We start from the raw sequence: 24,751 nt of genomic DNA on the forward strand, positions 1-24,751 counted from the left end.
TGCGCTCGCGCGGACTGCCGGTCGGCGCGCCTGTCGCTTCGGACATGTCCCGCAGGGCTGCCGCGCGGAGCCGACGGGCGCCGCTGCTGAGGGGGGGCCCCAGGGACCTGGTCCATCGGACATGGCCCGAAGGCCAGGGTCTTCGGGCCATGTCGCCCGGCGCGGAGGTCAGCGGGCCAGCGCCTCGGGGCAGGCCTGGAGCGGGCCGGCGATCACGCCCTCGGCGGTGGCGACGCCGTCGCGGCGGAACTCGTTGCACGGGTCGGCTTCGTCGTCGCCGCGCACGATCACCGTGAAGCGGCACACCCCGTGGTCGTCGGGGTTGCTGTTGTGCGTGACCAGGTCGTAATGGTGGGCGTGCGGGGTGGTCTGCACGAACCCGAGGGCGATCCACATCGGGTGGGCCGTCCATGCCGTCAGCGGATAGGCGCCGGGGACATCGGTCGCGCCGGGCGTGCAGGCTCCGCCGGCGGCGTCGCTGCAGACGATGTCGAGGCTCGGAGTGAAACCTGTTTCACCGCCGGCGGACGCGCCCGGCGGATGCGGGCAGCGGTGCGGGGCCTCGGCGCCGTCGTCGGTGAAGCTCGGGCGACGCTCGTGGTAGTACGCCGCCGTGGCGTTGAACAGCTCGCCCATGACCGTCACTGCCTCCGTGTGACGCTCGTGTCGCTTGATCGCCGCGTGCTCGCGCACCGCGAGGGCCGCGAGGATCGCCGCGATCGCGACCACGAGCAGCGAGTCGAGAGACGACAGACCCCGGCGCGCGCGACCGGAGCGTGGTGGGGGAAGCGGGCGATGGGCGTGGGGGGACATGATCGCGTCAGTGGGTCGACCGAAGGCCAGCCGGATGGGAGGCTGCTGGGTCTGTCGGCGTGACACGCGGCGCACGAGGGCTGGCCGCTGAACTTCCTAGGTAAACTCTATTCAAAATTCGATCACACTCGGCTCCGATGCAAGGATCCAGATTCGCACAGGACTCTGGGGTATCTCGCGCGCTCCTGTCCGGCGGTCTCAAGGATGCGCGATCCGGCCCGCGTTTGGGTCGGGCTTGCGCAGAACGGCGAGCAAGTGCGCGCCGAACTGGCGCAGAAAGCTGTCGCGGGCCCACCACTCGCCGGCCGCCAGGACTCTGCCGAGCAGCGGCAGCGAGAGGATCCGGGAGATCGGCACGAGCACCCGGATCCCGTACACCCGCGAGAGCTCCAGTTCGCGGGGGGCGAGCTTGAGCAGGCGGCCGAGCGAATCGTAGCGGGTGACGTGGTGGTCGCCCTCGACGAGGACCCCGCCGGCGGCGACGACCGTGATCGGGTGGCGGATCCCGTGGGCGACGCCGCGGAGGCTGCGAGGGTTGTTGATCTCGAGCAGCAGCAGGCCGCCGGGCGCCGTGACGCGGACCGCCTCTCGCAGCAGCGAGCGCACCAGCGCCAGCGAGCTCTCCTCGTCGCGGCCGAGGTGGGCCAGCGTGCGCAGGCAATAGACGGCTTCGTAGGAGGCATCCTCGGCGGGGATCTGCAGCGAGTCGCCGTGTTGGTCGAGTTCGGCGAGCGGCGCGACCGAGACGGAGCTGGCGACGCGGCGGACCCACTGGGTGATCTCCGGCGCGCCGTGGCCGAGGTCGAGGACGCGGCGGCCGGCCACGTGGCGGAGCACGGCCTCGCCCGCGAGCGCCTGGGTGAGCTCGGACGCGCTGGCGCCCGGGTCCGTCATCGCCGGCACGGGAGCGCCCCACCAGGTCTGTTCGCTGGAAGCCTCGGGCGGTGCGGCCGCGCCCCGGCGGCTGCTCGCGCCTGACGACCGTGGATTCGTTGACCCGCTCACAGGCTCCATGGTACCCCTTGGACCCTCGAAGGAGCCTCGATGCCGACCAAGATCCTCGCGATCGACGACAGCAAGACCATGCGCCTCGCCATCAAGATCACCTTCGCGGCCGAAGACTATGACGTAGTCGCGGTGAGCAAGGGCTCCGAGGCGGTCGCCCGCGCCAAGCAGATGCCAGCGGACGTGCTTATCGTCGACGCCGCGCTCGCCGCCGGCGAGCCCTCCGGGTACGATGTGGTCAAGGCGATTCGCGCCGACCCCGACACCGCGCACATCCCGGTGCTCCTCCTGGTCTCGAACCAGGTCGGCATCGACGAGGCCCAGGTCCAGGCCAGCGGCGCCAACGGGGCGATGATCAAGCCGTTCGACACCCAGGAAATGCTCGAGAAGGTGACCGCCCTCGCGCAGGGCAAGCCGATCTCGAGCGGCAAGACGGTCCCGAAGACTGCGCCCGCGCCGCAGCCGACCGCCGCGCCGGCCCGTCCGGCGCCGGCCGTCGCGCCGACGCCCGTGGCCGCCGCGCCGACGCCGGTGGCTGCCCGCCCGGTCCAAGCTCCTTCGACGCCTCCGGCCGCGGCGCCCAAGCCCGCGGTCGCGGCGACCCCGACGCCCGCGGCGCGGCCCGCGGCGACCCCCGCCAGCGGCGGCAACAAGAATTTCCCGGCAGCTTTCGCTTCAGGAGAGGATATGGCCAGCAAGATCCCGATCGCGACCCCCATCCCGTTCGCTCCCGCCGATGCGCCGTCCGCCGGCATGCTCAAGCGCCTCCAGGCGGCCGGCGGGGCCGGCACTGGGCTCGACCCGAAGGCCGTGCAAGCGCTGCTGTCCCTCAGCCGCGACGTGATCGAGCAGGTCGTTTGGGAGGTCGTCCCGGACATGGCTGAGCAGATCCTCGCGCGCGGGCAGCAGGCCCGGCACTGAGCCGTCCCGGGGCTGGCCCCGGTTCCAAGATGATGGCCGCCTCGCGCGATCTGGATCGCTCCCAGGTCGATGCGTGGCGGCTTTGCCGTGTTCGCGGTGGTGGCCCACGCGACACACGAAGGTGCGCCCCCGCCGGACCGTGACAGAGTCTCGGCGGGGATGGGCCGCATGAGTGCGAGTGACGATGCCGCCCCGACGAGGGCCGGAGGGAGCATGGAGAAGCTCAACAGTGTCTACGAGCCGCAGACCGTCGAGTCGCGGCTCTACTCGTGGTGGCGCGACGCCGGTTACTTCAAGCCGGCGCCGGGCGAGCAGCCGACCTACACGGTCGTGTTGCCGCCGCCGAACGTCACCGGCCGGCTGCACATGGGCCACGCGCTCACGGCGACGATCGAGGACACGCTGGTCCGCTGGCGGCGCATGTGCGGCGAGTCGGCCTTGTGGCTGCCCGGCACCGATCACGCCGGGATCTCGACGCAGGTGATGGTCGAGCGCCAGCTCGTCAAGGAAGGCACCACCCGCGAGCAGGTCGGGCGCGAGGCGTTCATGCGCCGCGCGTGGGAGTGGACCCGCGAGCACGGCGGCATCATCGACAAGCAGCACGAGGCGCTCGGCGCCTCGCTCGACTGGTCGCGCTACCGCTTCACCCTCGATCCGGTGTCGTCGCGCGCGGTGCGAGAGGCGTTCGTCCGCCTCCACGAGGACGGCCTCGTCTACCGCGCCTATCGCCTGATCAACTGGGACTGGGCCAGCCAGACCGCGCTCAGCGACCTCGAGGTCGAGCACCGCGAGTCCGACGGCTCGCTGTGGCACCTCGCGTACCCGGTCGAGGGCTCGGACGACGTGCTCGTGGTCGCGACCACGCGGCCCGAGACGATGCTCGGCGACACCGCGGTGGCGGTGCACCCCGACGATCCGCGCTACCGCCACCTCATCGGCCGGCGGGCGATCCTGCCGCTGACGGGCCGCAAGGTGCCGATCGTCGCCGACCCGATCCTCGTCGACATGAACTTCGGGACAGGCGCGGTCAAGGTCACGCCGGCCCACGACTTCAACGACTTCGAGGTCGGCAAGCGCCACGACCTCGACCTCGTGGTCGTGATCGACAAGCACGGCAAGCTCAACGAGAACACGCCGGAGCGGTTCCGCGGGCTCTCGGTGGCCGAGGGGCGCGAGGTCGTGGTGGCCGCGCTCGCCGAGGTCGGCGCGCTGATCAAGGTCGAGCCGCACAAGCTGAACCTCGGCTACTCGCAGCGCACCGGCGTGGTGTGCGAGCCGCTGCCGTCCGACCAGTGGTTCGTGCGCACCAAGCCGCTGGCGCAGCCGACGATCGACGCGGTCCGCAGCGGCCGCACCAAGATCCTGCCGGAGCACCGCGAGGGCGACTACTTCCGCTGGATGGAGAACATCCATGACTGGTGCATCTCGCGGCAGCTGTGGTGGGGCCACCGGATCCCCGCGTGGCACTGCAGCGCGTGCAGCAAGATCACCGTCGGCCGCGAGGACCCGACCGCGTGCGCCCACTGCGGCTCGGCCTCGATCGAGCAGGACCCGGACGTGCTCGACACGTGGTTCTCGTCGGGCCTGTGGCCGCTGTCGTGCCTCGGCTGGCCCGAGCAGTCGGCCGACCTGCAGCGCTTCTATCCGACGGCGCTGATGGAGACCGGCTGGGACATCCTGTTCTTCTGGGTCGCCCGGATGATGATGTTCGGCATGTACTTCGGCGGCGACGTGCCGTTCCGCACCGTGTTCCTCCACAGCATGGTGCTGGGCGAGGACGGGCGGAAGATGGCGAAGATGCGCGGCAACGTCGTCGATCCGGTCGAGCTCATCGAGCAGTACGGGGCCGACAGCCTGCGCTTCTACCTGGCGACGATGGCCGGCCAGGACCAGGGCATCGTCTTCAGCCGCCAGCGCGTCGAGGGCTACCGCAACTTCAGCAACAAGCTGTGGAACGCGGCCCGCTTCGCGCAGATGAACCTCGAGGACTTCGGCCCCGAGGAGCTCGCGGCCTACCGCGCGGAGGTGCTCGAGGCGGCCGACGTCGGCCCGCTGGCGATCGCCGACCGCTGGATCCTCGCGCGCGCGCTCGAGACCGCGATCGCCGTCGACGACCTGTTCTCGCAGTACCGCCTCGACCTCGCGGCCCACACCATCTACCAGTTCGTGTGGTACGAGCTGTGCGACTGGTACCTCGAGCTGGCCAAGAGCAACCTCCGCGAGGGCACGCCGCCGGCCGATCGCCGGGCGACGCAGGGCACGCTGGCGACGGTGTTCGACCTGGTGATGCGGGTGCTGCACCCGATCGCGCCGTTCATCACCGAGGAGATCTGGCAGCGCCTGCCGCGTCCGGCCGACGCGCCGGCGAGCCTGATGCTGGCGGCGTTCCCCCGCCCGCGCGTGCGTGACGGCGAGAAGGTGCTGGAGCTCGACGGGCCGGTGCAGCGCGTGGGGGCGATCCTGGACGAGGAGGGCACGCTGCGGGCCCGCGAGGACATGACGGCGCTGGTCGAGCTGACCACCGCGGCGCGCAGCCTGAAGGCCGAGTTCAAGCTGCCGCCGGCGAAGCGAGTCGAGGTGCTGGTCCGCAGCGACGACCCCGAGATCCGGGCCCGCGTCGCCCGCCTGCACCCGCTGGTCGTCCACCTGGCCAAGCTGCAGCAGCTGCGCCTGATGGAGCCGCACGAGGCGGCGCCGCGCGAGGCCGTGTCCGAGGTGGTGCGCGGCGCCGAGGTGATCCTGCCGCTCGCCGGCCTGGTCGACTTCGCGGCCGAGCGCACGCGGATCTCGAAGGAGCTGGAGAAGCTGCGCAAGGAGTCCGACGGCCTGACGGCGAAGCTGCAGAACCCCGGCTTCCGCGCCAAGGCCCCGCCCGACGTGGTCGCCAAGGGCGAGACCCGCCTGGTCGAGCTGAACAGCGACCTCGAGCGCCTGCAGGCGACGCTGACCCGCCTCGGCGGGTGACGGGCGCTCGTTCACGAAGGAACGGGCATGTCCTCGCGGACATGCCCGTTTTTTCATGTGCGAAAGGACATGTCGTGAAGGGCATGTCTGATAGGACATGCCAGAGGTCGACGGCGAGGGAATGACGGGGGCTCACGAGCGCCGCGGCGCGAGGTCGCGGACCGGCGAGCGCCGCGGATCGTCAGCGAGTTCGAAGGTCGCGGCGTCGCGCTCGCGCCGGCGCGGCGCTCAGGGCTGGCGCGGCGTCAGGAAGCCGGCGTCGAAGGCCAGCGGCAGGAGGTCGCGGACGGACGAGTGCAGGCGGGCGCCGCCGGTGGTCACGAGCACGAGGTCGGCGTCGGCGGCGAACTCGAAGAGGATCTGGCGGCACGCACCGCACGGCGGGGTCGGGACCTCGGCGGCGGTGACGACGGCGATCGACGCGATCTTGCCCGCGCCGTGGGTCACTGCGTGGAAGATCGCCACCCGCTCGGCGCACAGGCCGAGGGTGTAGCTGGCGTTCTCGACGTTGGCGCCGGTCCAGATCCTGCCGTCGACGTCGCGCATGGCGCAGCCGACGGCGAAGCCGCTGAACGGGCAGTGGGCGCGGCCGCGGACCTCGACGGCTGCGGCGACGAGCGCGGCTTCCTGGGACTCAGTTGCCGTCATCCATCACGTCTTCGATCTCTTCGATCTCTTCGACCAACTCGGGCTCGGCCTTGGTGAGCTTGGGGATCACGAGGCCGCGCGGGTTGGTCTCGACGAACGACTCCGTCTCGTCGGTGTCGACGTCGACGCCCACGTCGGTGTCGGCCTCGGTCTCGCTGACGTCGACGACCATGGTCCGCTCGCCGCCGTCACCGATCGCGTGGGCGAGCTGCGACTGCGAGTCCTCGAGGCGGCGTCCGAGCTCGGCGGAGAGGCTCCACAGCAGCTTGGAGGCGAGCGCGTGATCGCGGCGCAGCAGCTCCTGCAGGTCGCGGCGACCGATCCGCAGCAGCTTGCCGTTGGCCTCGACGGTGATGGTGACGCGCGCTGTGTCGGTGCCGACGAGGTCGGTCTCGCCGAGCAGGGTGCCGGCGTTGACGGTGACGAGGTGGTTGCCGCCGCGCGAGAGGGTGGCGCGGCCGTCGAGGACCACGAACAGGTCGCCCGGCTCCTCGCCCTCGCGCGCGAGCACCTCGCCCTTGTGGCAGGCCTGGACGCGCGAGATGTTCATGACTTTGCACAGGTGCTGGTACGTCAGGCCCTCGAACAGCTTGACGCCGCGCAGGGTCTCGACGGTGAACTGCAGCTGAGCGACGCGCGACGCGTCGCCGCGGACCTGCACCGCGAGGGCGGTGACGTTGTCCTTGCCGCCGCGGCTGTTGGCGAGGTCGATGAAGCGGCCCGGGATGTCCTCGATGTCGGAGAGCGCCAGGTTGCTGGCGATCTCGGCGTCGTCGAGATAGTCGTAGAGCCCGTCGGAGCACAGCAGGAACGCGTCGCCCGGCAGGATCTCGAAGTCGAGGATGTCGACCTCGACGTGCTCGTAGACGCCGACGGCCCGCGTCATCGCGTTCTTGAAGTTGGCGTACGGGCTGACCGCGAACTCGTCGGCGCGGACCTTGCCGCTGCGGATCAGCTCGTTCATCAGCGAGTGATCCTCGGTCAGCGGATAGACCACGCCGTTGCGGCTGAGGTAGATCCGGCTGTCGCCGACGTAGGCGATGAAGCCGCGCTGACCGATGATCAGCAGCGCGACCACGGTGGTGCCCATGCCGCGCTTCTCGGGCTCCTGCTGGGCCTTGTGATAGATCTGCGCCGAGGCCGAGTGCACGGCGTACTCGAGCAGGGTGCACAGCTCCATCTGCGCGGTCGCATCGAAGTCGCCGAAGCGCGTCAGCAGGTCGCGCTCGCGGCTGACGACGTCGCGGATCGTGTGCACCGCCAGCGCGCTCGCCACTTCACCGGACGCGTGGCCCCCCATGCCATCCGCGACGATGAAGAGGTTGAGGTTCTTGTCGATGAGGAAATTGTCCTCGTTGTGCGACCGCTTTCGCCCGACATCGGTCGCTGCCCAGTGCTTGATCTCCATCGCCATGGACCTCGTCGCTACCGGACCTCAGGGCTCCGGCGCCGCTGCCGAGAATACGGCATCGAGCGGGCGCTGGGCGGCGTCGGCTCCTGCGAGCCGGGCGGCGAGTGCGTCGAGATCGCTCTGGCCGACCGCGGCGCCGTCGAGCCATACGCCCTCGGGTAACGCGGTGATGCCTCCAGGCCCCCGCTCGAGCTCGGGTTCGCCCAGCTCGCAGGTCTGCGCCTCGGGCGCTTCGTCGAGGCGGGCGATGAAGTCGGCCGCCGCGGCGCTGCGCGGCTCCCTGCGAGCGCCTTCGCCCTCGCGCGCGAGGATCCGCAGGTACTCGAGCTGCAGCCCCAGGCGCTCGGCCACGCAGGTGCGCACCCGCAGCTGCCGGGCCCCGGTGTTGGTGCCGCGGGCGATGACCTGCACGGCCAGGAGGCCAGGATTCTGCCGGCGGAACTCGAGAACCGGGGCGAGCAGCGAGAAATTGGGGTGCTCGTCGTGCTCGGCGAACACGACGAGGCGATGGGGGAGGGCGACCCCACCGACGATCATGCCCGCCTTCGCCGGCGGGCGCATGAGCCGCTGGCTGATGCCGCGTCGGGCGGCGATCAGCGGCCGCACGAGCGGGCGGTTGCCGCGGATCCGCTGGGCCTCGCGGGCCAGCTCGCCGCGCACGCGCTCGAGGCCGAGGCCGTCCTCGAAGGCGGCGGCCTGGCCGACGACGAAGATCGGCGGACGGCCGAGGTAGCCGCCGGCGGCTTGATGCAGGCGCTGCAGCTCGGCCTTGCCGGCGCGCAGGGCGGTGTCGATGCAGCGATCGTCGAGGATCGCGGTGAGATCTTCAGGGCGCATCCCGAGCTCGCCGGCGAGGATGGGACGGGCTGCGAGATCGGCGAGGCGGACGGCCAGGCGATCGCGGCCGTCGCGGTCGAGCAGGCGCAGCGCGGCCTCCTGGTGGCCGCGCACGCCGGCGCCGAGCAGGAGGCGGAGGATCCGGGCGTCCCCCGGGGTCTCGACCATGGTCGTGGCGATCGGGACGACGCGCACGCTGACGGCGCCCTCGTGGTCGGCGACGAGGCGCCGGAGTTCGAGCCAGAGGCTGAAGGTCGTGGGCGCGAATGGGTCGACGAAGGCGGAGATCGCCAGGGGGGCGTCGACCGGGCCGACGTGGAGGGTCAACGGGGCGCAGTCGGGGCCGCGCGCGGCCGGTGCGGCGAGCAGCACGGCGGCGAGCGCGGAGGCGACGAGCACGCGCCCACTGTGACCTGCAGCCGCGGTTTGTTCAAGGCGAGCCCGTGGTAGTGTCGCGGCCCGTGCTGCGCGCCGCCCTGCATGTCCTGCTCAGTGGGTCGCTCCTCGCCGGCCCACCGACGGCGCGCGAGTACACCGGCGACGACGCGGCCATCGAGGCGCCGAGCGCCGGCGGGACGACGCCCGAGGTGCCCGAGCCGCCGACGACGGCCGGCCAGCCCCCGGCGGGCGCGATGGCGCCGACGGGCGCGCCGCAGGGCACCGAGGGCACGAGTTCGGCGAGCGCGACGTCGCCGTCGGCCTCGACGCCGGACACCACGCCGCCGACGCCCGCGCCGGTACAGCCCGAGGGGCCGGCGGACGATGAAGAAGAAGAGGACGAGCTCCCGTACGACCCGCTGATCGACAGCCCGGAGGCTCAGCGTGCGCGCAGCTGGGTGCGCGGCGGCGCGGTGTTCCTCGGCATCGGCGCGGTGCTGACCGGCGGCGGGATCGCCATGTCGCAGGCCAAGGTCAACACGCTCGAACAGCAGGAAGCCTGCGATGCGCGCCAGGACCGGGCCGGCAACGGTTGTCTAGAGCCGGCGCGAAACCGCGCTGCGGCCGCGATGCTGGTCCCGGGCGTGCTGCTGCTGCTCGGCGGGGCGGCGATGCTGACGGCCGGCAAGCTGCAGCAGAAGCGCCTGCGGGCCGACCTGCGGGCGAGCCGCCGCGAGGTGGTGCTCGGGCTGCAGTGGTCGTTCTGAGGCGAGCTTGAACCTGTTCGTCGAGCCAGGTCACCCCGACGCCGGGGCGCCGCTGCTGCAGGTGCTCGCGCGGGCGCTGGCGGCGATGGGCGCGGAGGTGGTGATCGCGGCGGGCGACGACAACCTGATCCGGGCCCGCCGCGCCGACGACCCGGGCGACCGGCCGTTCGTGGTGGTCGCGTCCGGGCTGCCGAACCTGGTCCACGAGTTCGCCCACGCGGTCCAGGCCGGGCGCCTGGCCGACGATCACGGGTTCGACTACGGGCTCATCCCGCTCGATCTGCGGGCGGCCGGGCAGCGGGCGCTGCTGTGGGAGGAGCTGGCCTGCGCGGTGCTTTCGTGTGCGTACGCGCCGGACGACGTCGACGCGTGGTTCAAGGAGCAGGTCGAGATTCAGGGGGTGTTCTACGGGGTCGCCGAGGGGGCCGAGTTCGCCGACCTGGTCGACGCCACGCGGGCGGCCCACCCGGACGAGCTGCCAGCGGCGGTCGAGGCGGCCTACCGGGCGGTGGCGCAAAATTTGCGCGAGGCGGGGGCCACGGATGCAGAGGCCGAGCCCCCACAAGCTCTCACCTTCGAGGCCCTGTGGGCGCGGTATCGCCGGCATTTGCCTGCATCGCCGCTTGCTTCCAGCTGAAACCGCGGGGACCCTGGTCGGGTCGTACGAGGGTCGATGCTGCGCACCTTCTTGTCATCTCTGGATTATGGCGGGTTTGGCCTGCACATCGATGATCTGGTCGAAGGCGCCGCGATGGCGACCCGCGGCTGCTTTACCCGCATCGGCTCGTTCTGGTGGGGCGGCCCGAGCGGGCCGAGCGGCGGCGCGGATGTCTGCGCCTCGTCGGTGATCGTCGACGTCGCGTTCCTCGCGCTGCTGGTGATCGCGGTGATCGCGGTGGTGAGGATCCGCCAGCGCAGCGAGGAAGGCCGATTCGAGCTGGCGCGACGCTACCTCGAAAAGGGCATGGATCCGCCGCAGGATCTGTTCCCGTCGTCGGCCCAGGGCGACCTGCGACGCGGGATCGTGCTGGTGTTCGCGGGCCTCGGCCTGCTCGGTGCTTCGGTCAGCATGCCCGGCCTCGGCCCCACGGGCCTCATCCCCGGCTTTATCGGTCTCGGCTATCTCGCGTCGTTCGCCGCGTCGCGCAAGAGGAACTCATGAGCAAGGTGTCCACAGCAGCGCTCTCCTGGCTCGGGTTCGGGCTTCGTAAGACCCAAAATCTGGCCGATCTCGGTGACGAGGCGCTGGTCCAGGCCGCAGGCCGGGCCGACGGTGAAAAGGCGTTCGGCGAGCTGCTGCGGCGGCACCAGGGCAAGGTCCGCGGGCTGCTCCTGCGCCTGACCAGCGACCGCAACCTCGCCGACGACCTCGCGCAGGAGGTGTTCCTCCGCGCCTATCGCGGTCTGTGTGGCTTCGAGGGCCGGGCCCGGTTTTCGACCTGGCTGTACCGGATCGCCTACAACGTCTATCTCAACCACCGCGCCCGCGTGCGCGAGCTGGCGGCGCTGCCGGAGAACTTCGAGGCGGGCGCGATGGCCCCCGAGACTTCGACGAGCGCCAACCGCTGCGACATGCGCAAGGACCTCGACGCGGCCATCGGCGCGCTGCCCGAGCGCTACCGGGCGGTCGTGATGCTGTACTACCTCGAGGACGTCTCGTACCCCGAGATCGCGGAGATCCTCGAGCTGCCTCTCGGGACAGTCAAGACGCACCTCCACCGCGCCAAGCGGATGCTGCGCGAGCACCTCGATGGATGGGGGTCGGGCGAAGTCGAGGCCGAGGATGCCTGAGCCGTCGCCATCGGTCCTGCGGCTGCGTGCGTTCCTCGAGATGCTCGACGTCCCGTCGAGCACGCTCAAGCGCGACCCTCGCGGCCGGACATGGTTGGCGCCCGAGCTGCGCGCGCTGGTCGAGGCCGACGCCGAGTGCCACACCGAGCTCGTCCGCTTCGTCGACCGCGAGATCGAGCTGTTCGACAGCGTGCGCCAGCGCAACGATCCGCTGTTCGCCAAGGACGTGCTCAACGCCACGCATGCGGTCGAGATCGCCGGCTCGGGGCTCGATCCGCGGATTCGCAGCTGGATCCTCGGGCTGTTCTACGCGCTGGCGACGATCGCCGCGTATGCCACGCTCGCGCCGCTGTTCGGGCTGTCGGAGCGGGGCGGCGTGCTCGCGCAGGCCCGGGCCGCGTTGGGTCTGGCGAGCGAGGCGACGAGCCCGAGCGCGTGGGGCATGGCTGCGGTCGGGGCCGCTGTGGCGCTGGCGCTGCTGCTCGCGTTCATGCCGGGCCGGCGTCCGAGCTCGCGCGCCTGAGTGTGCTTGCGATCACTCGCAGGCCGAAGTCGAGGCCGCGTGCAAGGCTTCAAAGTGTGAGTTGGCGGACGGCCGAACGGCCTCTGCCGAGCTCTGCAATTCGCTCGCAAACACCCATTGGCGGGCCACCCGCAGCGGATTTCGCCCCGGCCGCGAGACGGTGCATAGTTGAGGCACAGGCCCGTCCAAGCGCGCCAGGAGACAACATGCCCGTTTCACGCAGACTCGCTTCCACCGCCCTCGCTGTCGCTTGCTGTGCCGCCGTCGCCGCGGTGACGCCGACGGCCCGGGCGGCTGATGGCACCGTCAACGTGCTGGTGATCAAGGAGCACGGAGTGGGCAGCGCGGCGCAGGCTCAACCCTTGATCGACAAGCTCATCGCCGTGGTGGCGAAGCAGAACGGCTGGGCCGCGAGCGCGGGCAAGTACCTCACGAGCCGCGAAGCCGCCGAGACGCAGATCCACTCGGTCGACCCGCACTACGGGATCATGTCGCTGGCCGCGTTCCTGGCCCTCGGTCCCAAGCACAAGCTCGACATCATCGGCCAGGCCGAGGTGGCGCAGGCCGGCGGGCGGCAGTACCACATCATCAGCAAGACCCAGGCGGACCTCGCCGGTTGCAAGGGCAAGACGCTGGCGAGCGACCACGCCGACGACCGCAAGTTCATCGACAAGGTGATCGGCGCCGGCAAGTTCACGCTCGGCGACTTCACGCTGGTCGAGACCAAGCGGCCGGTGCAGACGCTCAAGAAGGTGACGAGCGGCGAGGCCGAGTGCGCCCTCGTCGACGACGCGCAGCTGGCCGAGCTCGCCAAGATCGAGGGCGGCGCGGCGGTGAAGTCGATCTGGGCGTCCGACAAGCTGCCGCCGATGGTGGTCGTCGCGTTCCCGTCGGCGCCCGCGGCGGAGCGCAAGACGTTCCAGAGCAGCCTCGGGAAGATCTGCGCCGGCGACGGCAAGGCGACCTGCCGCGAAGCGGGTCTGTCGGCGTTCAAGAGCGCGAGCGCGGCTGACTACGCCAGCGTGACCACGGCCTACGACAAGTGACCGCGTGGCGAGCGCCGTGGTATTCCTGCCGGCGATGCGCAGCTCGCTCCTCGCCGTCATCCTCGTCGCGCTCGCCGGTTGTCGCCCGCACGGCAACGTCCAGAACCCCAAGTTCACCGCGGCCGCCGAGGCGCACGACCCGATCGCCGTGTACGAGGCGCTCGAGGCCCAGATCGACGCCCAGACCGACAGCAAGACCGACCGCGAGGACGCGTACGCGCTGATCACGTCCTGGGAAGAGGACACGGCCGCCTATGCGTTCGCCCGCGCCGCGATCGCCGGTCGGCTGGCTGAAAATCGCGGGCTGCAAGCGGGCGGCCTGGTGACCGAGGCCGAGGCGTACGCCCGCAAGGCCCGCGAGAAGGAGCCCGATTTCCGCGAGGGCGCGGCGACGCATCTGCTCGGGTCGTTGTACGTGGCGGCGCCGTCGCGGCTGCTGAAGCACGGCGACTCGGAGACGGGGATCGAGCTGCTCGAGAAGGAGGTCGAGGCCCACCCCGAGCGGCCGATCGGTCAGCTGCGCCTGGCGAGCGGCTACATCACGCTCGGCGACGCGGACTCGGCGAAGGAGCCGCTGTGCGCGGCCAAGGGGATGGAAGATCGCCTCGGCGCGGGCGACCGCCGCCTGCTGGCCAAGCTGATCGAGGAGGCCGACGGCGCGGCGGCGCTGGCCTGCCCGGCGCCGGTCGGCGGGGCCGCGGAATGACGACCGCCGCCGGCGGAGACGGCCCGCCGGAGCGGCAGGGCCGGCGATCGATGCGCGGCGAAGGGGAGTTGCGAGGCTCCGAGAAGTTCGACCGACGCACGACGAGCGGTAGTTCGCAACGGTCCGACCTTCGTTGCCCGGGAACGACGAGCGGTGAGTTGCAAAGGTTTGATCTGACAGGGCCGGGAACGACGGGCGGCGAGTCGCGAAGGTCCGACCTGAAGGGCCCGGGAGCGACGAGCGGTGGGTCGCAAAGATCCGGCTCTCGGGGCCCGGGAACGACGAGCGGTGAGCTTCAAAGGTCCGCCCTGAAGGACCCGAAGACGACGAGGGGCGAGGCGCGCCGGTCCTTTCGGACATGTCGGAACGTTCTGGTAGCTTGGGCCATGTTCTTCGGGACAGGTTCAGTCGCGTGTCACTCGCGTCTGCCGCGGCTGTCCGAGCAGGGCCGCCACGCGGAGGTGGTGGAGCGCGCCGGGCAGGCGCGGATCCTGCCGCGCGGCAAGTCGGCGCGAGCGTGGGCTCGCTCGCTGGTGGCGCTCGGGCGCCCGGAGGAGGCGCGGGCGGTGCTGCTCCGCGATTTCCGCAAGCACGCGGAGCTGCCGTCGCTGGTGGCGCTCGCCGATCTCGAGGCTGCCGAGGGCCTGGCTGGCCTGGCGGCGGCTCACTACGCCCGCGCGGCCAGCCTCGAGACCGATCCGCTGGCGGGGCGGAGCGACGTGTGCGGGCTGTTTCGCCGCCGCGCGGCCCGGTTCCTGGCCGAGGGCGAGGCGCTGGCGGCCGATCTCGACCTCCGGCGCGTGGCGATGATCTGTCCCAAGGGCAAGACGAGCGCCGACGAGGTGCAGTGGCGAGCCGACCGCGCGCTGCACGAGGAGGTGGCGGCGGCGGCGAAGAGCCAGGCGCGCGCCCAGCGGACGCTGGTCGGCTGCGAAGGCGAGCGCTGCCGGCCGCCCTCGCTCGACTCGCGCACGCAGGCGCTGGCCCAGGCGCTCGCGCAGGCGCGGACGGCCGGGCCGGCGGCGCTGCGCGAGGCGGCGGTTCGGCTGGCGGTCCAGCTCGATCCGGGCGACGTGGCCGAGCTGCTGGCGGCGGAGCTGCGCGGGGAGCTCGGGCTGGATCTGGTCGACCTCGACGAGCTGCGCGGGTGGATCGGCGAGTCGGCGGCGGCGGACGTGGTCGCGGCCGCCGACGCGCGGGTGTCCCCGCTGGGGCGCGACTACGTGCGCCTGCGGCTGGCGCAGCTCGGGCCCGGCTACGAGCTGCCGGGCGACGACGCGGCGCGCTCGACGGCGAGCACGGTGATCCGCCTGCTGGACGCGGCCGACGACGACCCTGGCGCGGCGGCGATGAGCTGGCGAGTGTTCGTGCTGCTCGGAGATCTGCCGAGCGCCGAGATGGCGCTGACAGGCAGCCTGGGGGCGCGCGCGGGGGCCGGACGCGCGGCGGCGGTGGCCGACGACCTGGCGCGCGAGACGGCCGGGGAGCCGCGCGCGAAGCCGGTCGACGATGCGAGTCTGTCCAAGGGGACAGGTCGCAGAGCGAAGGGCAAGGGCGCCGCTGCGACGGGTGCTGGCGGTGCGATCCTGTCCGGAGGGACAGGTGGCACGTCGGGCAACAACGCTGGAGTGGCAGGGGCGAGCGTGTCCAAAGGGACAGGCCCCGGACCGGCAGGCGCTGGCGATGCGGGTCTGTCCGGAGGGACAGGTCGTGGGGCGAACGACAAGGGCGTCGCTACGAATTCCGGCCTGTCTGGAGGGACAGGTGATGCCAGGGGCCAGGCAGGCAGCGATCGTTCGGTCGGCGCTGCGAGTCCGGCGAGCGCCGCGAAGGCGCCCGGGCTGGCGCCGAGATCCGGCGAACCCGAGCGCACGTCGTCTGGCGCTTCGGACATGTCTTCCGGACCAGGTACCAGCGGCCCGGCGCAGCGGCTGGTCCCGCCGCCGGCGTTGTGGTCGGCGCGGGCCGCCGTCGACGCCTCGACGCTGCCGCGGCTGTTGCAGCTGGCGCGCCTGCGCGGGGCCGCGGGGCGGCGCGACCAGGCGGTGGCGATCGCGGCCTGGGGGCTGGCCGAGGGCCAGGCGCGCGGGATCCCGGCGATCGCCGAGCTGGCGGCGGCCGAGGCCCGGCACGAGCTGGCGGCGGGTCGACCGTGGGCGGCGCTCGCCCTCGCGGCGGTGGTCCGCGGCGGTCCGACCGACGACGTCGTGCGCGCTGCTGGTTCGGCGCTCGTACTCGAGCAGGCCGCCTGCGGCGATCGCTGCGACCAGGCCGACGACCGCGCCGCGGTGTTGCAGCTGTTCGGAGAGACATGGCTCTTGGAGCAGGAGCGGCGGGCGACCGAGTCAGCCCACGCGCGCGCGCCGGCGGGCCCGCGCGGGGCCGCGTGCCCGCTGCTGGCCGAGTCGCTGGCGCCGGGCGCGAGCGGACCGCTGGCAGACGCGCTGCGCCGCGCTCGCACCACGGGCCTCGGCGCGCCGGAGCTCGGCGAGAGGCTGCGCGGCGCGATCGAGGCCGACCTGACGCTCGACTGCGTCGGGCGGATCGCGGTGCCGCTGATGTACGCCGCCGACACGCGCGTGGCCGCGGAGGCGCTGGCCGACAACCTCGCTCACGTGCCGCAGGAGATCGCCGCCGGGCAACTCGCGCTGCAGTCGGAGCTGGCGCTGATGCTCGGTCGCCGCGACCACGCCGATCAGCTGGCCCAGGCGGCCGCGGCGGCGTCGGCCGATCCGCGGGCGGTGTGGCGGCGTGCGGCGTGGATGGCGGAGTGGATCGACGCCCGTCACTACGAGCTGCTGGCCCTGCGTCAGCTGCTGCTGCACGGGGTCGACGGGAGCGAGGCCGACGAGGTGCGCCTGCGGCTGACGGTGCGAGCGGTGCGGGACGCCAACGACGCCTGGGCGCCGCGCAGCGCCGAGGCCGGGCGCGAGGCCCTGATCCGCGGGGTCGAGAGTTACCTGGCCGAGGTCCCGCCGGCGCGCCGGTGGCACGCCCGCGAGGCGCTGGCGCTGGCGCTGGCCGAGTATGCGTGGACCGACGAGCAGGCGGCCGCGCTGGTGCGGGCCGCGGTGTGGCCCGACCTCTCGACGGTGCTCACGCACCCGGCCGGGTTCCGCCGGCTCGAGCGGGCGTTCGGCGGTGATGTCCCCGGCGTCACCGCGCCCGAGCTGGCACCGGCGCAGCTGGCAGCAGGGCTGGCCCCGGTGACGCCGCTGGGCGACCCGCGCGTGGTCGGCCGGCAGGCTGCGGCGAAGGGGGCTGGTTCGGCGCGGGCTGGCGGGAAGGACATGGCCTCGGGGGCAGGTTCGGCGGCGACCGCAGACGGCACGGCGTCGGGGGCCGGTGTCGCGCCGACAGGTGGAGAGGACACGGCGCCCGGCACGGACGCCCAGAAGCCTGGCGCGAAGGACATGTCGCCCGGGGCAGGTTCCCAGAGACCTGGCGCGCAGGACATGGCGAAAAGGGCAGGTCGAGAAGGACATGGCGGAGAGGACATGGCCTCTCGATCAGGTTCCGAAGGTCCTGGCGGATCCGCGCTGCCGGTCGAGGCGGAGGCGTTCTGCGCCGTCGATGCGCTGCAGCCGGCCCGGCTGGCGGCCCTGCGCGGGCTGAGCGGGGCGGCGCGGGTGCGGGCGGCGGCGGCGCTGGCGACCACGGGCGACGCGGCCGCGCGCAGGCAGGCGTTGCAGCAGCTGGTGGCCGGGCTCGATCCGGCCCGCCGCGCGGCCGTGCTCGACGCGGTCATCGTCGGTCTGGCCGCGGTCCCGGGCCGCGAGGCGGCACCGATGGTGACCGGCGACGACGCGCTGCTGGCGATCGTGTTCGGGCTGGTCCGAGACCCTGCCCGCCAGCCGCGCGAGCTCAAGGGGCAGGACGGTTGACGCGCTCGCGCGTAGCCTTCGCAGCAGGAATCTCGGGCCATGGACTTTCGGCCGTCTGATAGACGAGGAGAGCAGAGCGGCGGCGCGTCGAGCGAGCGCGCGGGCACGACTGCGAGCGGACCCGCTGCGAGCGAGGCGCGTCGGCGGGGGCGTGGCGAGCCGAGCGCGGTGGGTTCACCGGTGTCACGCGGTGAGCCGAGCGCGGCGGGTTCTCAGGTGTCACGCGGCGAGCCGAGCGCGGCGGGTTCACAGGTGTCACGCGGCGAGCCGAGCGCGGCGGGTTCACAGAGGTCACGCGGCGAGCTGCGCGCGGCGGGTTCACCGGTGTCACGCGGGGATCTGCGCGCGGCGGGTTCCCCGGTGTCACACGGCGAGCCGAGCGCGGCGGGTTCACAGGTGTCACGCGGCGAGCCGAGCTTGCCGCGCTCCCCGGGGCAGTCAGGCCAGCCGCGCGAGGTCGGGGTCCGGCGGCGAGAGGGCTGGTTTAATCACATGGCCTCGAGGACATGTTCGATGCGGCATGTTTTGTGGGGCATGCTCGTCGGGACATGTCTCTTCGGACCTGCTTGTGAGGCCAGCAAGCCCGAGCCCGTCGTCGGGACGGCGGCGCCGCGGCCGGCTGCGCCGGCGCCGGTGGCCCGGATCGTCACCGCCGATCTCTGGCAGGACCTGATCGCCCAGCGGCCGGGCGCGCTGACGCTGGTCGACGGGCGGCTGGTGGTCGAGCTCGGGCGGGTGCAGGCGCGGGCCAACCTCGATCTGGGGACCGGCGCGGCGCTGCGGCTCGGCGAGGAGTTCGGCGAGGAGCGCGGGGCGCTGGTGTTCGGGGCCGGGGGCACGCTGACGCTGCCGCTCGACGGCGAGCTGGCGCCGAAGCTGCACCCCGACAGCGAGGGGCAGCCGGGGCTGGCGATGGCGGTGACGCTGCGGGCGCTGGCGCCGGGGCAAGCGGTCACGGCGCTGTGGAACGAGCAGCCGCTGGCGCACCTGTCGATCGGCGAGGCGTGGGAGCGGCGGACGTTCTCGCTGCCGCCGGCGCTGGTGCGCGCGGGCGAGAACCGGCTGCGGCTGCACTTCTCGCGCCCGGGTCGCGGCGGGCAGCCGAGCGCGGCGATCCAGCGGGTCGAGGTAGGTCCGCGCGCGGCGATCGTCGCCGGGCCCGCGCCCCAGGCGGGCGGGTATCAGGTCCACGCGGGCGATGGCGACGAGGTCTCGCTCGACCTGGCCCAGGGGACATCTCTGGTGTTCTACGCGTTGGCGCCGCGGCGCGGGCGGCTGCGCGTCGAGGGCCGCGGCGAGCTGGCGGTGCTGGTCAGCACCGACGCCGAGCACCGCGAGGGTCGGGCGCCGGCGCTGCTGCTCGACGGGGCGCTCGGACCGGCGGGTCGCGACCTCGATCTGTCGGGCTACGGCGGGCAGCCGCTGCGCATCGAGGTGCGCGCGCCGGCGGGCGGCGAGGGGGCGACGCTGCGGGTGCTGCAGCTGGTGGCGGGCCGATCGCGGCCGGTCGATCGCCGCGAACGCAAGCCGCGCGACCTGATCGTGATCGCGGTCGAGGGCGCGCGCGCGGACGACCTGCTCGGGGTGCTGCTCGGCGGGCCGCGGTTCCCCGCGGTCGAGCGGCTGGCGGCCGAGTCGCTGGTGTTCGAGCGCGCCTACGCGGTGTCGCCGTGGGCGGTGCCGACCCACGCGGCGCTGCTGTCGTCGGTGCCGCCGCCGGGCCACGCGACGGTGCGCGGGACGTTCGTCGCCGACGGCCAGGTGCTGCTGCCGGAGCTGCTCGATCGGGCCGGTTATTACGGGGTCGGGATCGCGGCCAACGCCGACTTCAACGCCGAGCGCGGGCTGGTCCAGGGCCTCGATTTCGTCCGCAACATGACCGGAGGGACAGGTGCGGGCAAGGACGCGCGATCGGTGGTGCGCGCGGCGCTGGAGGCGATCGCGGGCCGGCCGGCGCCGCGGTTCGTGTACGCCGACATGACCGATCCGCAGGCGCCCTACGATCCGCCGCGCGAGCACATCGGCGGGCCGCCGCCGCCCGACGCGCCGCTGCCGCACCTGACCCATTTGTGGCTCGGACGGGTGCGCGCGGGCCGGGTAGTGGCCGAGCCGGCCCAGCGCGACTACGTGCGCCGGCTGTACCGCGGCGAGTTGCAGGTGGTCGACGCGGCGCTGGCCGACCTGCTGACGGCGATGGAGGAGCAGGGCGGGCTCGACGAGGCGGCGCTGGTGCTGGTCGGGCTGCACGGCGAGGAGTTCTTCGAGCACGGCGGGGCGCTGCACGGGTTCTCGCTGCACGAGGAGAGCCTGCGGGTGCCGCTCGTCATTCGCGCCCCGGCGCTGCTGGCCCCCGGGCGGGTGACGGCGCCGGTCGATCTGCTCGACCTGGCGCCGACGCTGGCCGACCTGCTGGGCCTGCCGTTCCCGGCGCAGTGGCAGGGCGACAGCCTGGTGCCGCTGATCGACGACCCCCAGCCGCCGCCCCGGCTGGTGGTGGCGTACCTCGGCGACGGCGCGCGGGCGGCGGTCCTCGGCGATTACAAGCTGATCGTCGGCAGCGGCCGCGACGCGCAGCGCCTGTACGACCTCGCGGCCGATCCCGGGGAGACCCGCGACCTCGAGGTCGACGGCGGGATCGCGCTGCGGCTGACCCGTACCGCGTTGGCGTGGGAGATGGCGGCCGAAGGGCGGTGGAAGCGGAGCCGCTGGGGGACCGGCGCGGACCTCAAGCCGGCCTTTGCGCTCGACCACGGGATGTAGTAATCGCCGCGCATGGCATCCGGCCCCTCGCTCCTCGAGTCGATCCCCAAACTCGTCGCCGCTCGTGACGCCGCGGCGCTCGTCGCCCTGCAGGACCACGACGACAAACAGGTCCGCAAGGCCGCGCGCAAGGCGATCCACACGCTGCGCAGCAAGGGCGTGACGATCCCCGAGGCCGAGACCCCGCGCGGCTGGTCCGCCGGCGACCTCAACGACCTCCGCGGCGACATGGCGGCGGTGGCCGTCGTCGACACCGAGAGCACCCCGGGCCTTTCGCGCGTGATGATCAGCGCCCCGCAAGAGGAGCGCAGCTACCTGTGGGTGGCGGCGATCAGCGGCCGCGACCAGATCGTCGACTTCGCCACCTACGTGCAGACGGATGGCCAGCGCACGCGGATGATCCGCGACTGGGACCGCGGCAGCGAGCGCCGCGTGCCGGCCGACTGGGCCCGCGCCCGCATCCGCTGGGCCCGCGAGCAGACGCTGACCTCGGGCTTCGCGGTGCCGCGCCAGCTCGACGACATGCTGGTCCACCTCGGCGAGGCGCCGGTGTACCGCCCGGCCAGCTTCCTCGACGGGGTGCTGCCGCCCGTCGACTTCGCGCCCGACAAGGACAACGTCATCATGTCGCTGGCCAACGCGCGCGTGAACCAGTGGCCGCCGGTGATCGACGTCGAGCCGATGATGCGCCGCGTCAACGAGAAGCACCCGGACCTCAACGACCAGAGCCCCGAGGACGACCGCTACACGGCGCTGCTCGACGGGGCCCGCGGCGACGAGACGCTGCGCGCCGACCTCAAGGCCCAGGTCGCCAACCTGCTCGAGGACGCCGCGGTCACGCTGTGGCTCGGCGGCAACGACGTCGAGGCGGCCAAGGTCCGCGTGCTGGCGTCGGAGATCCGCGCGTCGGCCGAGCCGGAGGCGCTGCCGTGGATCGGCCGCCTGCTCGGGTTCCAGATCGCCAGCACGTTCGCGTACCTGTCCCGCCAGCAGCAGCTCGGGCAGTGAACCTGATCCTGCTGCGCGCCGAGGAGCTCGCGCCGACGGGCGCGGGCTCGCAGCGGGCTGTCCTTCGGGACAGGCGGCTGCAGCACCTGCGCGAGGTCCTGCGCGCGCGCGTCGGCGACGAGGTCGGGGTCGGCGTGGAGGGCGGCGCGATCGGCAAGGCGACGATCATCAACCTCGACGCGCAAGCAGCCGAGCTCGAGCTGCGCCTCGACGAACCACCGCCGCCGCCGCTCGACGTGACGCTGGCGCTGGCGCTGCCGCGACCGCCGACGCTGCGCAAGGTGCTGCAACAGGCGACGGCGCTCGGGGTCAAGCGGTTCGCGCTGTTCCGGGCCGAGCGGGTCGAACGCAGCTACTTCTCGAGCCACGGCCTGCACGCGAGCGCGCTCGCGGAGGACCTCCAGCTCGGGCTCGAGCAAGCGCGCGACACGATCGTGCCGACGGTCGAGGTCCACCCGGAGCACTTCGGCCGATTCGTCCGCGAACGCCTGCCTGAACTCTGCGAGGGCCGCGCGCCGCTGGTGGCCCACCCGGGGGCGGCCACGCCGTGCCCGCGGGCGCCGATCGGTCCGGCGACGCTGATCGTGGGCCCGGAAGGCGGGTTCATCCCGGCCGAGGTGGCGCTGCTGAAGTCGCTGGCGCAGGCGATCGATCTCGGGCCGCGGATCTTGCGGGTCGAGACGGCCGTGGTGGCGCTGCTGGCTCGCCTGTCGCCGTGAGGCGCGCTGCTTCGGATGACGGGGCCGGTCGTCCGTGATCGGCGTGACCTCGACAGGCACGCGCGGCCGGTCTAGCGTGCGGGGCGGGTGACCGCGCTGCGCACAGGCTCCGCGACGCGCTGGCTGCTCGGCGCGGCCGCGCTGGCGATCCTGGCGCTCGGCGCCAATCCGGCCCGCAAGGCGTTCGTGCGCGCGCTCGTCGGGCGCGACGGACAGGTCCCTACGGACATGTTCCTCGGGACATCCGCGGGGCCCGGCCTGGCCCCCGCGGCGCGGGTGCGGGTGGTGCTGATCGACGGCCTCGGAGCGGCGGCGGCGAGCGAGCTGCCGGCGCTGTCGGCCGTGTGCGCGGCGGGCCAGGAGCTGCGCATCGACGTCGGCTTCCCGACGGTCTCGTTGCCGGTGCAGGCGGCGCTGTGGACCGGACGCACGCAGCAGCAGTCGGGCCTGCAGTACCGGGCCACGCAGCTGGCGGCGCCGCCACCCGGCGCGAGCCCGGCCCAGGTCGCGGACAGCGTGGCGCTGGCCGAGTCACACCCCGAGATCGTGCGCTCGTTCGGGTTCGCCGCGACGCGCCCCGATCCGTCCCGCGATCCCGAAGATCCGGAGGCGTGGCGCGCCGCGTTCCCCGAACAGGCGATCGCGGCGGTCGCTTCGCCGTCGCGCCTCGTGCACGTGCACGTGCTGCGCGTCGACGAGGCCGGCCATGCCGCGGGCGCGGCCTCGTCGGCCTATGCCGAGGCGGTCCGCGGCGCCGACGAGCTCCTGGGTAGGCTGCGCGCGGCGGGGCCGAAGGACGCGCTGTGGTTCGTGCTCGCGGACCACGGCCATCGCCCCGCGGGCGGGCACGGAGGCGAGGAGCCGGAGATCCGGATCGTGCGCGGCTGCGTGGCCGGGCCAGGGATCGCGCCATCACCGACGAGCGCGTCGATCCACGTCGTGGACCTCGCCCGCGCTGTCGCGGATGCGCTGGGGGCCGAGCTCCCCAGCGACGCTCGTGGTCGACCGTGGGCCGATGCGCTGGCCGATCCATCCCCCGGCGTCACGCTGCCGCGTCCGGGGCCGGTGCGCGTCGGGGTCGCCGGCCTGCTGCTCGCGCTCGGGCTCGGGCTCGGCGTGCGAGCGGACGGGACGCGCAAGCTGTGGTCGCGCGTGCCGTGGGCGCTGCTGCTGGCGCTGCTCGGCCTCGGCGTGATGTTCGGCTGGCCGTCGCTGTCGGACCCGCCGGTGTTCGCCCCGCGTGGGCTCCAGCTGTGGCTCGCGTGCGTGCCTGCAGCCGTGCTCGCGCTGGGGCTCGGGCTGGCCGGGCAGTCCCCGCGGGCCCAGCTCGCGCCGGCGCTCGGATCGCTGGCGGCGGCGCTGGTGCTGTGTCGGGCGCCCGAGGCGTGGCTGCTGCCGATGCTCGGCGTCGGCGAGGCCGGGCCTCCGCTCATGCCGCGCTGGAGCGCCACGGTCAGCGTGCTGTTCGTGGTGGTCCGCAGCCTCGCCGAGGGCGTCGCGCTGGCATGGGTGCTCGGACCACTGCTCCGGCGGCTGCGCTCGCGGACGCGGGCATGAGGACCTGACGGTGTGGCCACATCGTCCGCGATCTGGGTCCGCTTCGAAGTCTCGATCGCCGCGCGATCTTGCTTGACGCTCCTGGCGCGGTTTGGGATTGCTGGTGTGGCGGGCGACAGGCGTCGTGCGCGGAGGAACGACGGCGATGCTCATCTATCGTGGTTTGCGAGTGGTGCTGTTCGGCGGGCTTGTCATGGCGACGGGCTGCGGCGACGACGACAATCAGACCGGCGGCTTCACCAGCTTTTCGACCCTCCAGCCGACCGGGGCGACCAACCCGAACACCACGCCCGGGACCACGCCGGGCACCACCCCGGGGACCAGCGAGACGACGAACGACAGCTCCGGGGACTCGGAGTCGAGCACGATGCCGGTCGACCCGAGCACCGAGCCCGACCCGACCTCGACGACGAACCCGCCGACCTCGACCACCGAGCCGCCGACGGCGACGACGGATCCGGCGACCACCGACGAGTCGACGTCGAGCTCGTCGAGCTCGTCGAGCTCGAGCTCGAGCACCTCGAGCTCGACGACCGACGACACGAGCTCGAGCTCGAGCTCGAGCACGACGATGATGATGACGACCGACCCGCCGCCGGCCAAGGATCCGCAGCCGGCGCAGGGCCTCTACTCCAACTGCTTCCCGAGCGACATGTGCGTCGGCCTCAACGGCGGCGGCTGCCTCAGCCTGCAGGACGCCGACATGGTCGCGTTCGACGGCTTCTGCACCGTGCTGTGCCAAACCGAGGCCCAGTGCACGCCGAAGCCCAACAGCCCGGCGATCACCCGCTGCCTCGCCATCGACGCCATGCAGAAGGCGTGCTTCCTCGAGTGCGTGACCGACGCTGACTGCCCGACCGGGATGGCGTGCGAGCTGGTCGGCCTGCCCAACGGCGACGGCAGCTACTGCTGGTGAGCGCGCGCGGTGACATGGCCCAAGAGCCAGGTCACCCGCGCCGCCGCGCTCGCGTCTGCGCGAACGCTCCCGTGACCGCGGCGGCCACGGGCGAGTC

General features: G+C 73.0%; 21 protein-coding genes. 15 read left to right on the top strand and 6 right to left on the bottom strand.

Annotated elements, in window-relative coordinates:
• Positions 1 to 168: 168 nt before the first annotated feature.
• Together POL25_RS21505 and POL25_RS21510 are read right to left on the bottom strand one after the other, a co-directional pair.
• The gene (locus POL25_RS21505; protein WP_272088007.1) at positions 169 to 729 is read right to left on the bottom strand and encodes a hypothetical protein; all 561 of its coding nucleotides are present in this window, start codon (positions 727 to 729) and stop codon (positions 169 to 171) included.
• Positions 730 to 1,011: 282 nt separating this feature from the next.
• On the bottom strand, positions 1,012 to 1,707 hold the full coding sequence (locus POL25_RS21510; protein ID WP_272088008.1) for a class I SAM-dependent methyltransferase: 696 nt from the start codon (positions 1,705 to 1,707) through the stop codon (positions 1,012 to 1,014).
• Between the two features lie 150 nt (positions 1,708 to 1,857).
• Between POL25_RS21510 and POL25_RS21515 the strand changes: the two genes are divergently transcribed.
• Positions 1,858 to 2,739 carry a response regulator transcription factor gene (locus POL25_RS21515; protein WP_272088009.1) on the top strand — a complete coding sequence of 294 codons (882 nt, stop codon included), beginning with the start codon at positions 1,858 to 1,860 and terminating at the stop codon, positions 2,737 to 2,739.
• Positions 2,740 to 2,952: 213 nt separating this feature from the next.
• Positions 2,953 to 5,703 (top strand): valine--tRNA ligase, encoded by a 2,751-nt coding sequence (locus POL25_RS21520; RefSeq protein WP_272088010.1) that lies wholly within the window; start codon positions 2,953 to 2,955, stop codon positions 5,701 to 5,703.
• Positions 5,704 to 5,931: 228 nt separating this feature from the next.
• Here POL25_RS21520 and POL25_RS21525 read toward each other — a convergent pair whose 3' ends face one another.
• From POL25_RS21525 to POL25_RS21535, 3 genes are read right to left on the bottom strand one after another with little or no spacing between them, the layout of a single operon-like run.
• Positions 5,932 to 6,351, bottom strand: a complete 420-nt coding sequence (locus POL25_RS21525) for a cytidine deaminase (protein ID WP_272088011.1) — start codon at positions 6,349 to 6,351, stop codon at positions 5,932 to 5,934.
• Positions 6,338 to 7,765, bottom strand: coding sequence for a protein phosphatase 2C domain-containing protein (locus POL25_RS21530; protein ID WP_272088012.1), 1,428 nt, complete (start codon positions 7,763 to 7,765; stop codon positions 6,338 to 6,340). Before POL25_RS21530 ends, POL25_RS21525 begins: the two co-directional genes overlap by 14 nt.
• Positions 7,766 to 7,786: 21 nt before the next feature.
• The gene (locus tag POL25_RS21535) at positions 7,787 to 8,998 is read right to left on the bottom strand and encodes a hypothetical protein (RefSeq protein WP_272088013.1); all 1,212 of its coding nucleotides are present in this window, start codon (positions 8,996 to 8,998) and stop codon (positions 7,787 to 7,789) included.
• A 44-nt stretch (positions 8,999 to 9,042) separates the two neighbouring features.
• Here POL25_RS21535 and POL25_RS21540 point away from each other — a divergent pair, with 44 nt between their 5' ends.
• The 12 genes from POL25_RS21540 (at position 9,043) to POL25_RS21595 (ending at position 23,738) form a co-directional block, all read left to right on the top strand.
• The gene (locus POL25_RS21540) at positions 9,043 to 9,744 is read left to right on the top strand and encodes a hypothetical protein (RefSeq protein WP_272088014.1); all 702 of its coding nucleotides are present in this window, start codon (positions 9,043 to 9,045) and stop codon (positions 9,742 to 9,744) included.
• Between the two features lie 7 nt (positions 9,745 to 9,751).
• A complete protein-coding gene (locus tag POL25_RS21545; protein ID WP_272088015.1) occupies positions 9,752 to 10,381 on the top strand; it encodes a hypothetical protein in 630 nt (209 codons plus the stop codon).
• 36 nt (positions 10,382 to 10,417) lie between these two features.
• Complete coding sequence (locus POL25_RS21550; RefSeq protein ID WP_272088016.1) at positions 10,418 to 10,906, top strand: DUF6249 domain-containing protein; 489 nt, start codon at positions 10,418 to 10,420, stop codon at positions 10,904 to 10,906.
• Complete coding sequence (locus POL25_RS21555; protein WP_267768973.1) at positions 10,903 to 11,535, top strand: RNA polymerase sigma factor; 633 nt, start codon at positions 10,903 to 10,905, stop codon at positions 11,533 to 11,535. Before POL25_RS21550 ends, POL25_RS21555 begins: the two co-directional genes overlap by 4 nt.
• Positions 11,528 to 12,058, top strand: coding sequence for a hypothetical protein (locus tag POL25_RS21560; protein ID WP_272088017.1), 531 nt, complete (start codon positions 11,528 to 11,530; stop codon positions 12,056 to 12,058). Before POL25_RS21555 ends, POL25_RS21560 begins: the two co-directional genes overlap by 8 nt.
• Positions 12,059 to 12,330: 272 nt before the next feature.
• A complete protein-coding gene (locus POL25_RS21565) occupies positions 12,331 to 13,104 on the top strand; it encodes a PhnD/SsuA/transferrin family substrate-binding protein (RefSeq protein ID WP_272088018.1) in 774 nt (257 codons plus the stop codon).
• 34 nt (positions 13,105 to 13,138) lie between these two features.
• Positions 13,139 to 13,810: a tetratricopeptide repeat protein gene (locus POL25_RS21570; RefSeq protein WP_272088019.1), complete on the top strand. Its 672-nt coding sequence runs from the start codon at positions 13,139 to 13,141 to the stop codon at positions 13,808 to 13,810.
• Between the two features lie 386 nt (positions 13,811 to 14,196).
• A complete protein-coding gene (locus POL25_RS21575) occupies positions 14,197 to 17,694 on the top strand; it encodes a hypothetical protein (protein ID WP_272088020.1) in 3,498 nt (1,165 codons plus the stop codon).
• 534 nt (positions 17,695 to 18,228) lie between these two features.
• Entirely contained in the window at positions 18,229 to 20,454 is a 2,226-nt protein-coding gene (locus POL25_RS21580; protein WP_272088021.1) for a sulfatase family protein, read from the top strand.
• Positions 20,455 to 20,466: 12 nt separating this feature from the next.
• Positions 20,467 to 21,462 (top strand): hypothetical protein, encoded by a 996-nt coding sequence (locus POL25_RS21585; RefSeq protein ID WP_272088022.1) that lies wholly within the window; start codon positions 20,467 to 20,469, stop codon positions 21,460 to 21,462.
• Entirely contained in the window at positions 21,459 to 22,181 is a 723-nt protein-coding gene (locus POL25_RS21590; protein ID WP_272088023.1) for a 16S rRNA (uracil(1498)-N(3))-methyltransferase, read from the top strand. Before POL25_RS21585 ends, POL25_RS21590 begins: the two co-directional genes overlap by 4 nt.
• 87 nt (positions 22,182 to 22,268) lie before the next feature.
• The gene (locus tag POL25_RS21595; protein ID WP_272088024.1) at positions 22,269 to 23,738 is read left to right on the top strand and encodes an alkaline phosphatase family protein; all 1,470 of its coding nucleotides are present in this window, start codon (positions 22,269 to 22,271) and stop codon (positions 23,736 to 23,738) included.
• A 222-nt stretch (positions 23,739 to 23,960) separates the two neighbouring features.
• Here POL25_RS21595 and POL25_RS21600 read toward each other — a convergent pair whose 3' ends face one another.
• The gene (locus tag POL25_RS21600) at positions 23,961 to 24,305 is read right to left on the bottom strand and encodes a hypothetical protein (RefSeq protein ID WP_272088025.1); all 345 of its coding nucleotides are present in this window, start codon (positions 24,303 to 24,305) and stop codon (positions 23,961 to 23,963) included.
• A 4-nt stretch (positions 24,306 to 24,309) separates the two neighbouring features.
• Between POL25_RS21600 and POL25_RS21605 the strand changes: the two genes are divergently transcribed.
• On the top strand, positions 24,310 to 24,654 hold the full coding sequence (locus POL25_RS21605) for a hypothetical protein (protein WP_272088026.1): 345 nt from the start codon (positions 24,310 to 24,312) through the stop codon (positions 24,652 to 24,654).
• The last annotated feature ends 97 nt before the right edge of the window (positions 24,655 to 24,751 follow it).

It is taken from the genome of Nannocystis bainbridge (genome assembly GCF_028368995.1).
Taxonomy (GTDB): Bacteria; Myxococcota_A; Polyangia; order Nannocystales; family Nannocystaceae; genus Nannocystis; species Nannocystis bainbridge.

What these genes read in the sequence shown, in the direction of transcription:
- POL25_RS21585 (WP_272088022.1), top strand. Translation starts at nt 20,467, where the DNA reads ATGGCATCCGGCCCCTCGCTCCTCGAGTCGATCCCCAAACTCGTCGCC.
- POL25_RS21530 (WP_272088012.1), bottom strand. Translation starts at nt 7,765, where the DNA reads ATGGCGATGGAGATCAAGCACTGGGCAGCGACCGATGTCGGGCGAAAG.
- POL25_RS21510 (WP_272088008.1), bottom strand. Translation starts at nt 1,707, where the DNA reads ATGACGGACCCGGGCGCCAGCGCGTCCGAGCTCACCCAGGCGCTCGCG.
- POL25_RS21550 (WP_272088016.1), top strand. Translation starts at nt 10,418, where the DNA reads ATGCTGCGCACCTTCTTGTCATCTCTGGATTATGGCGGGTTTGGCCTG.
- POL25_RS21525 (WP_272088011.1), bottom strand. Translation starts at nt 6,351, where the DNA reads ATGACGGCAACTGAGTCCCAGGAAGCCGCGCTCGTCGCCGCAGCCGTC.
- POL25_RS21515 (WP_272088009.1), top strand. Translation starts at nt 1,858, where the DNA reads ATGCCGACCAAGATCCTCGCGATCGACGACAGCAAGACCATGCGCCTC.
- POL25_RS21605 (WP_272088026.1), top strand. Translation starts at nt 24,310, where the DNA reads ATGATGATGACGACCGACCCGCCGCCGGCCAAGGATCCGCAGCCGGCG.
- POL25_RS21570 (WP_272088019.1), top strand. Translation starts at nt 13,139, where the DNA reads ATGCGCAGCTCGCTCCTCGCCGTCATCCTCGTCGCGCTCGCCGGTTGT.
- POL25_RS21575 (WP_272088020.1), top strand. Translation starts at nt 14,197, where the DNA reads ATGTTCTTCGGGACAGGTTCAGTCGCGTGTCACTCGCGTCTGCCGCGG.
- POL25_RS21560 (WP_272088017.1), top strand. Translation starts at nt 11,528, where the DNA reads ATGCCTGAGCCGTCGCCATCGGTCCTGCGGCTGCGTGCGTTCCTCGAG.
- POL25_RS21580 (WP_272088021.1), top strand. Translation starts at nt 18,229, where the DNA reads ATGCTCGTCGGGACATGTCTCTTCGGACCTGCTTGTGAGGCCAGCAAG.
- POL25_RS21555 (WP_267768973.1), top strand. Translation starts at nt 10,903, where the DNA reads ATGAGCAAGGTGTCCACAGCAGCGCTCTCCTGGCTCGGGTTCGGGCTT.
- POL25_RS21520 (WP_272088010.1), top strand. Translation starts at nt 2,953, where the DNA reads ATGGAGAAGCTCAACAGTGTCTACGAGCCGCAGACCGTCGAGTCGCGG.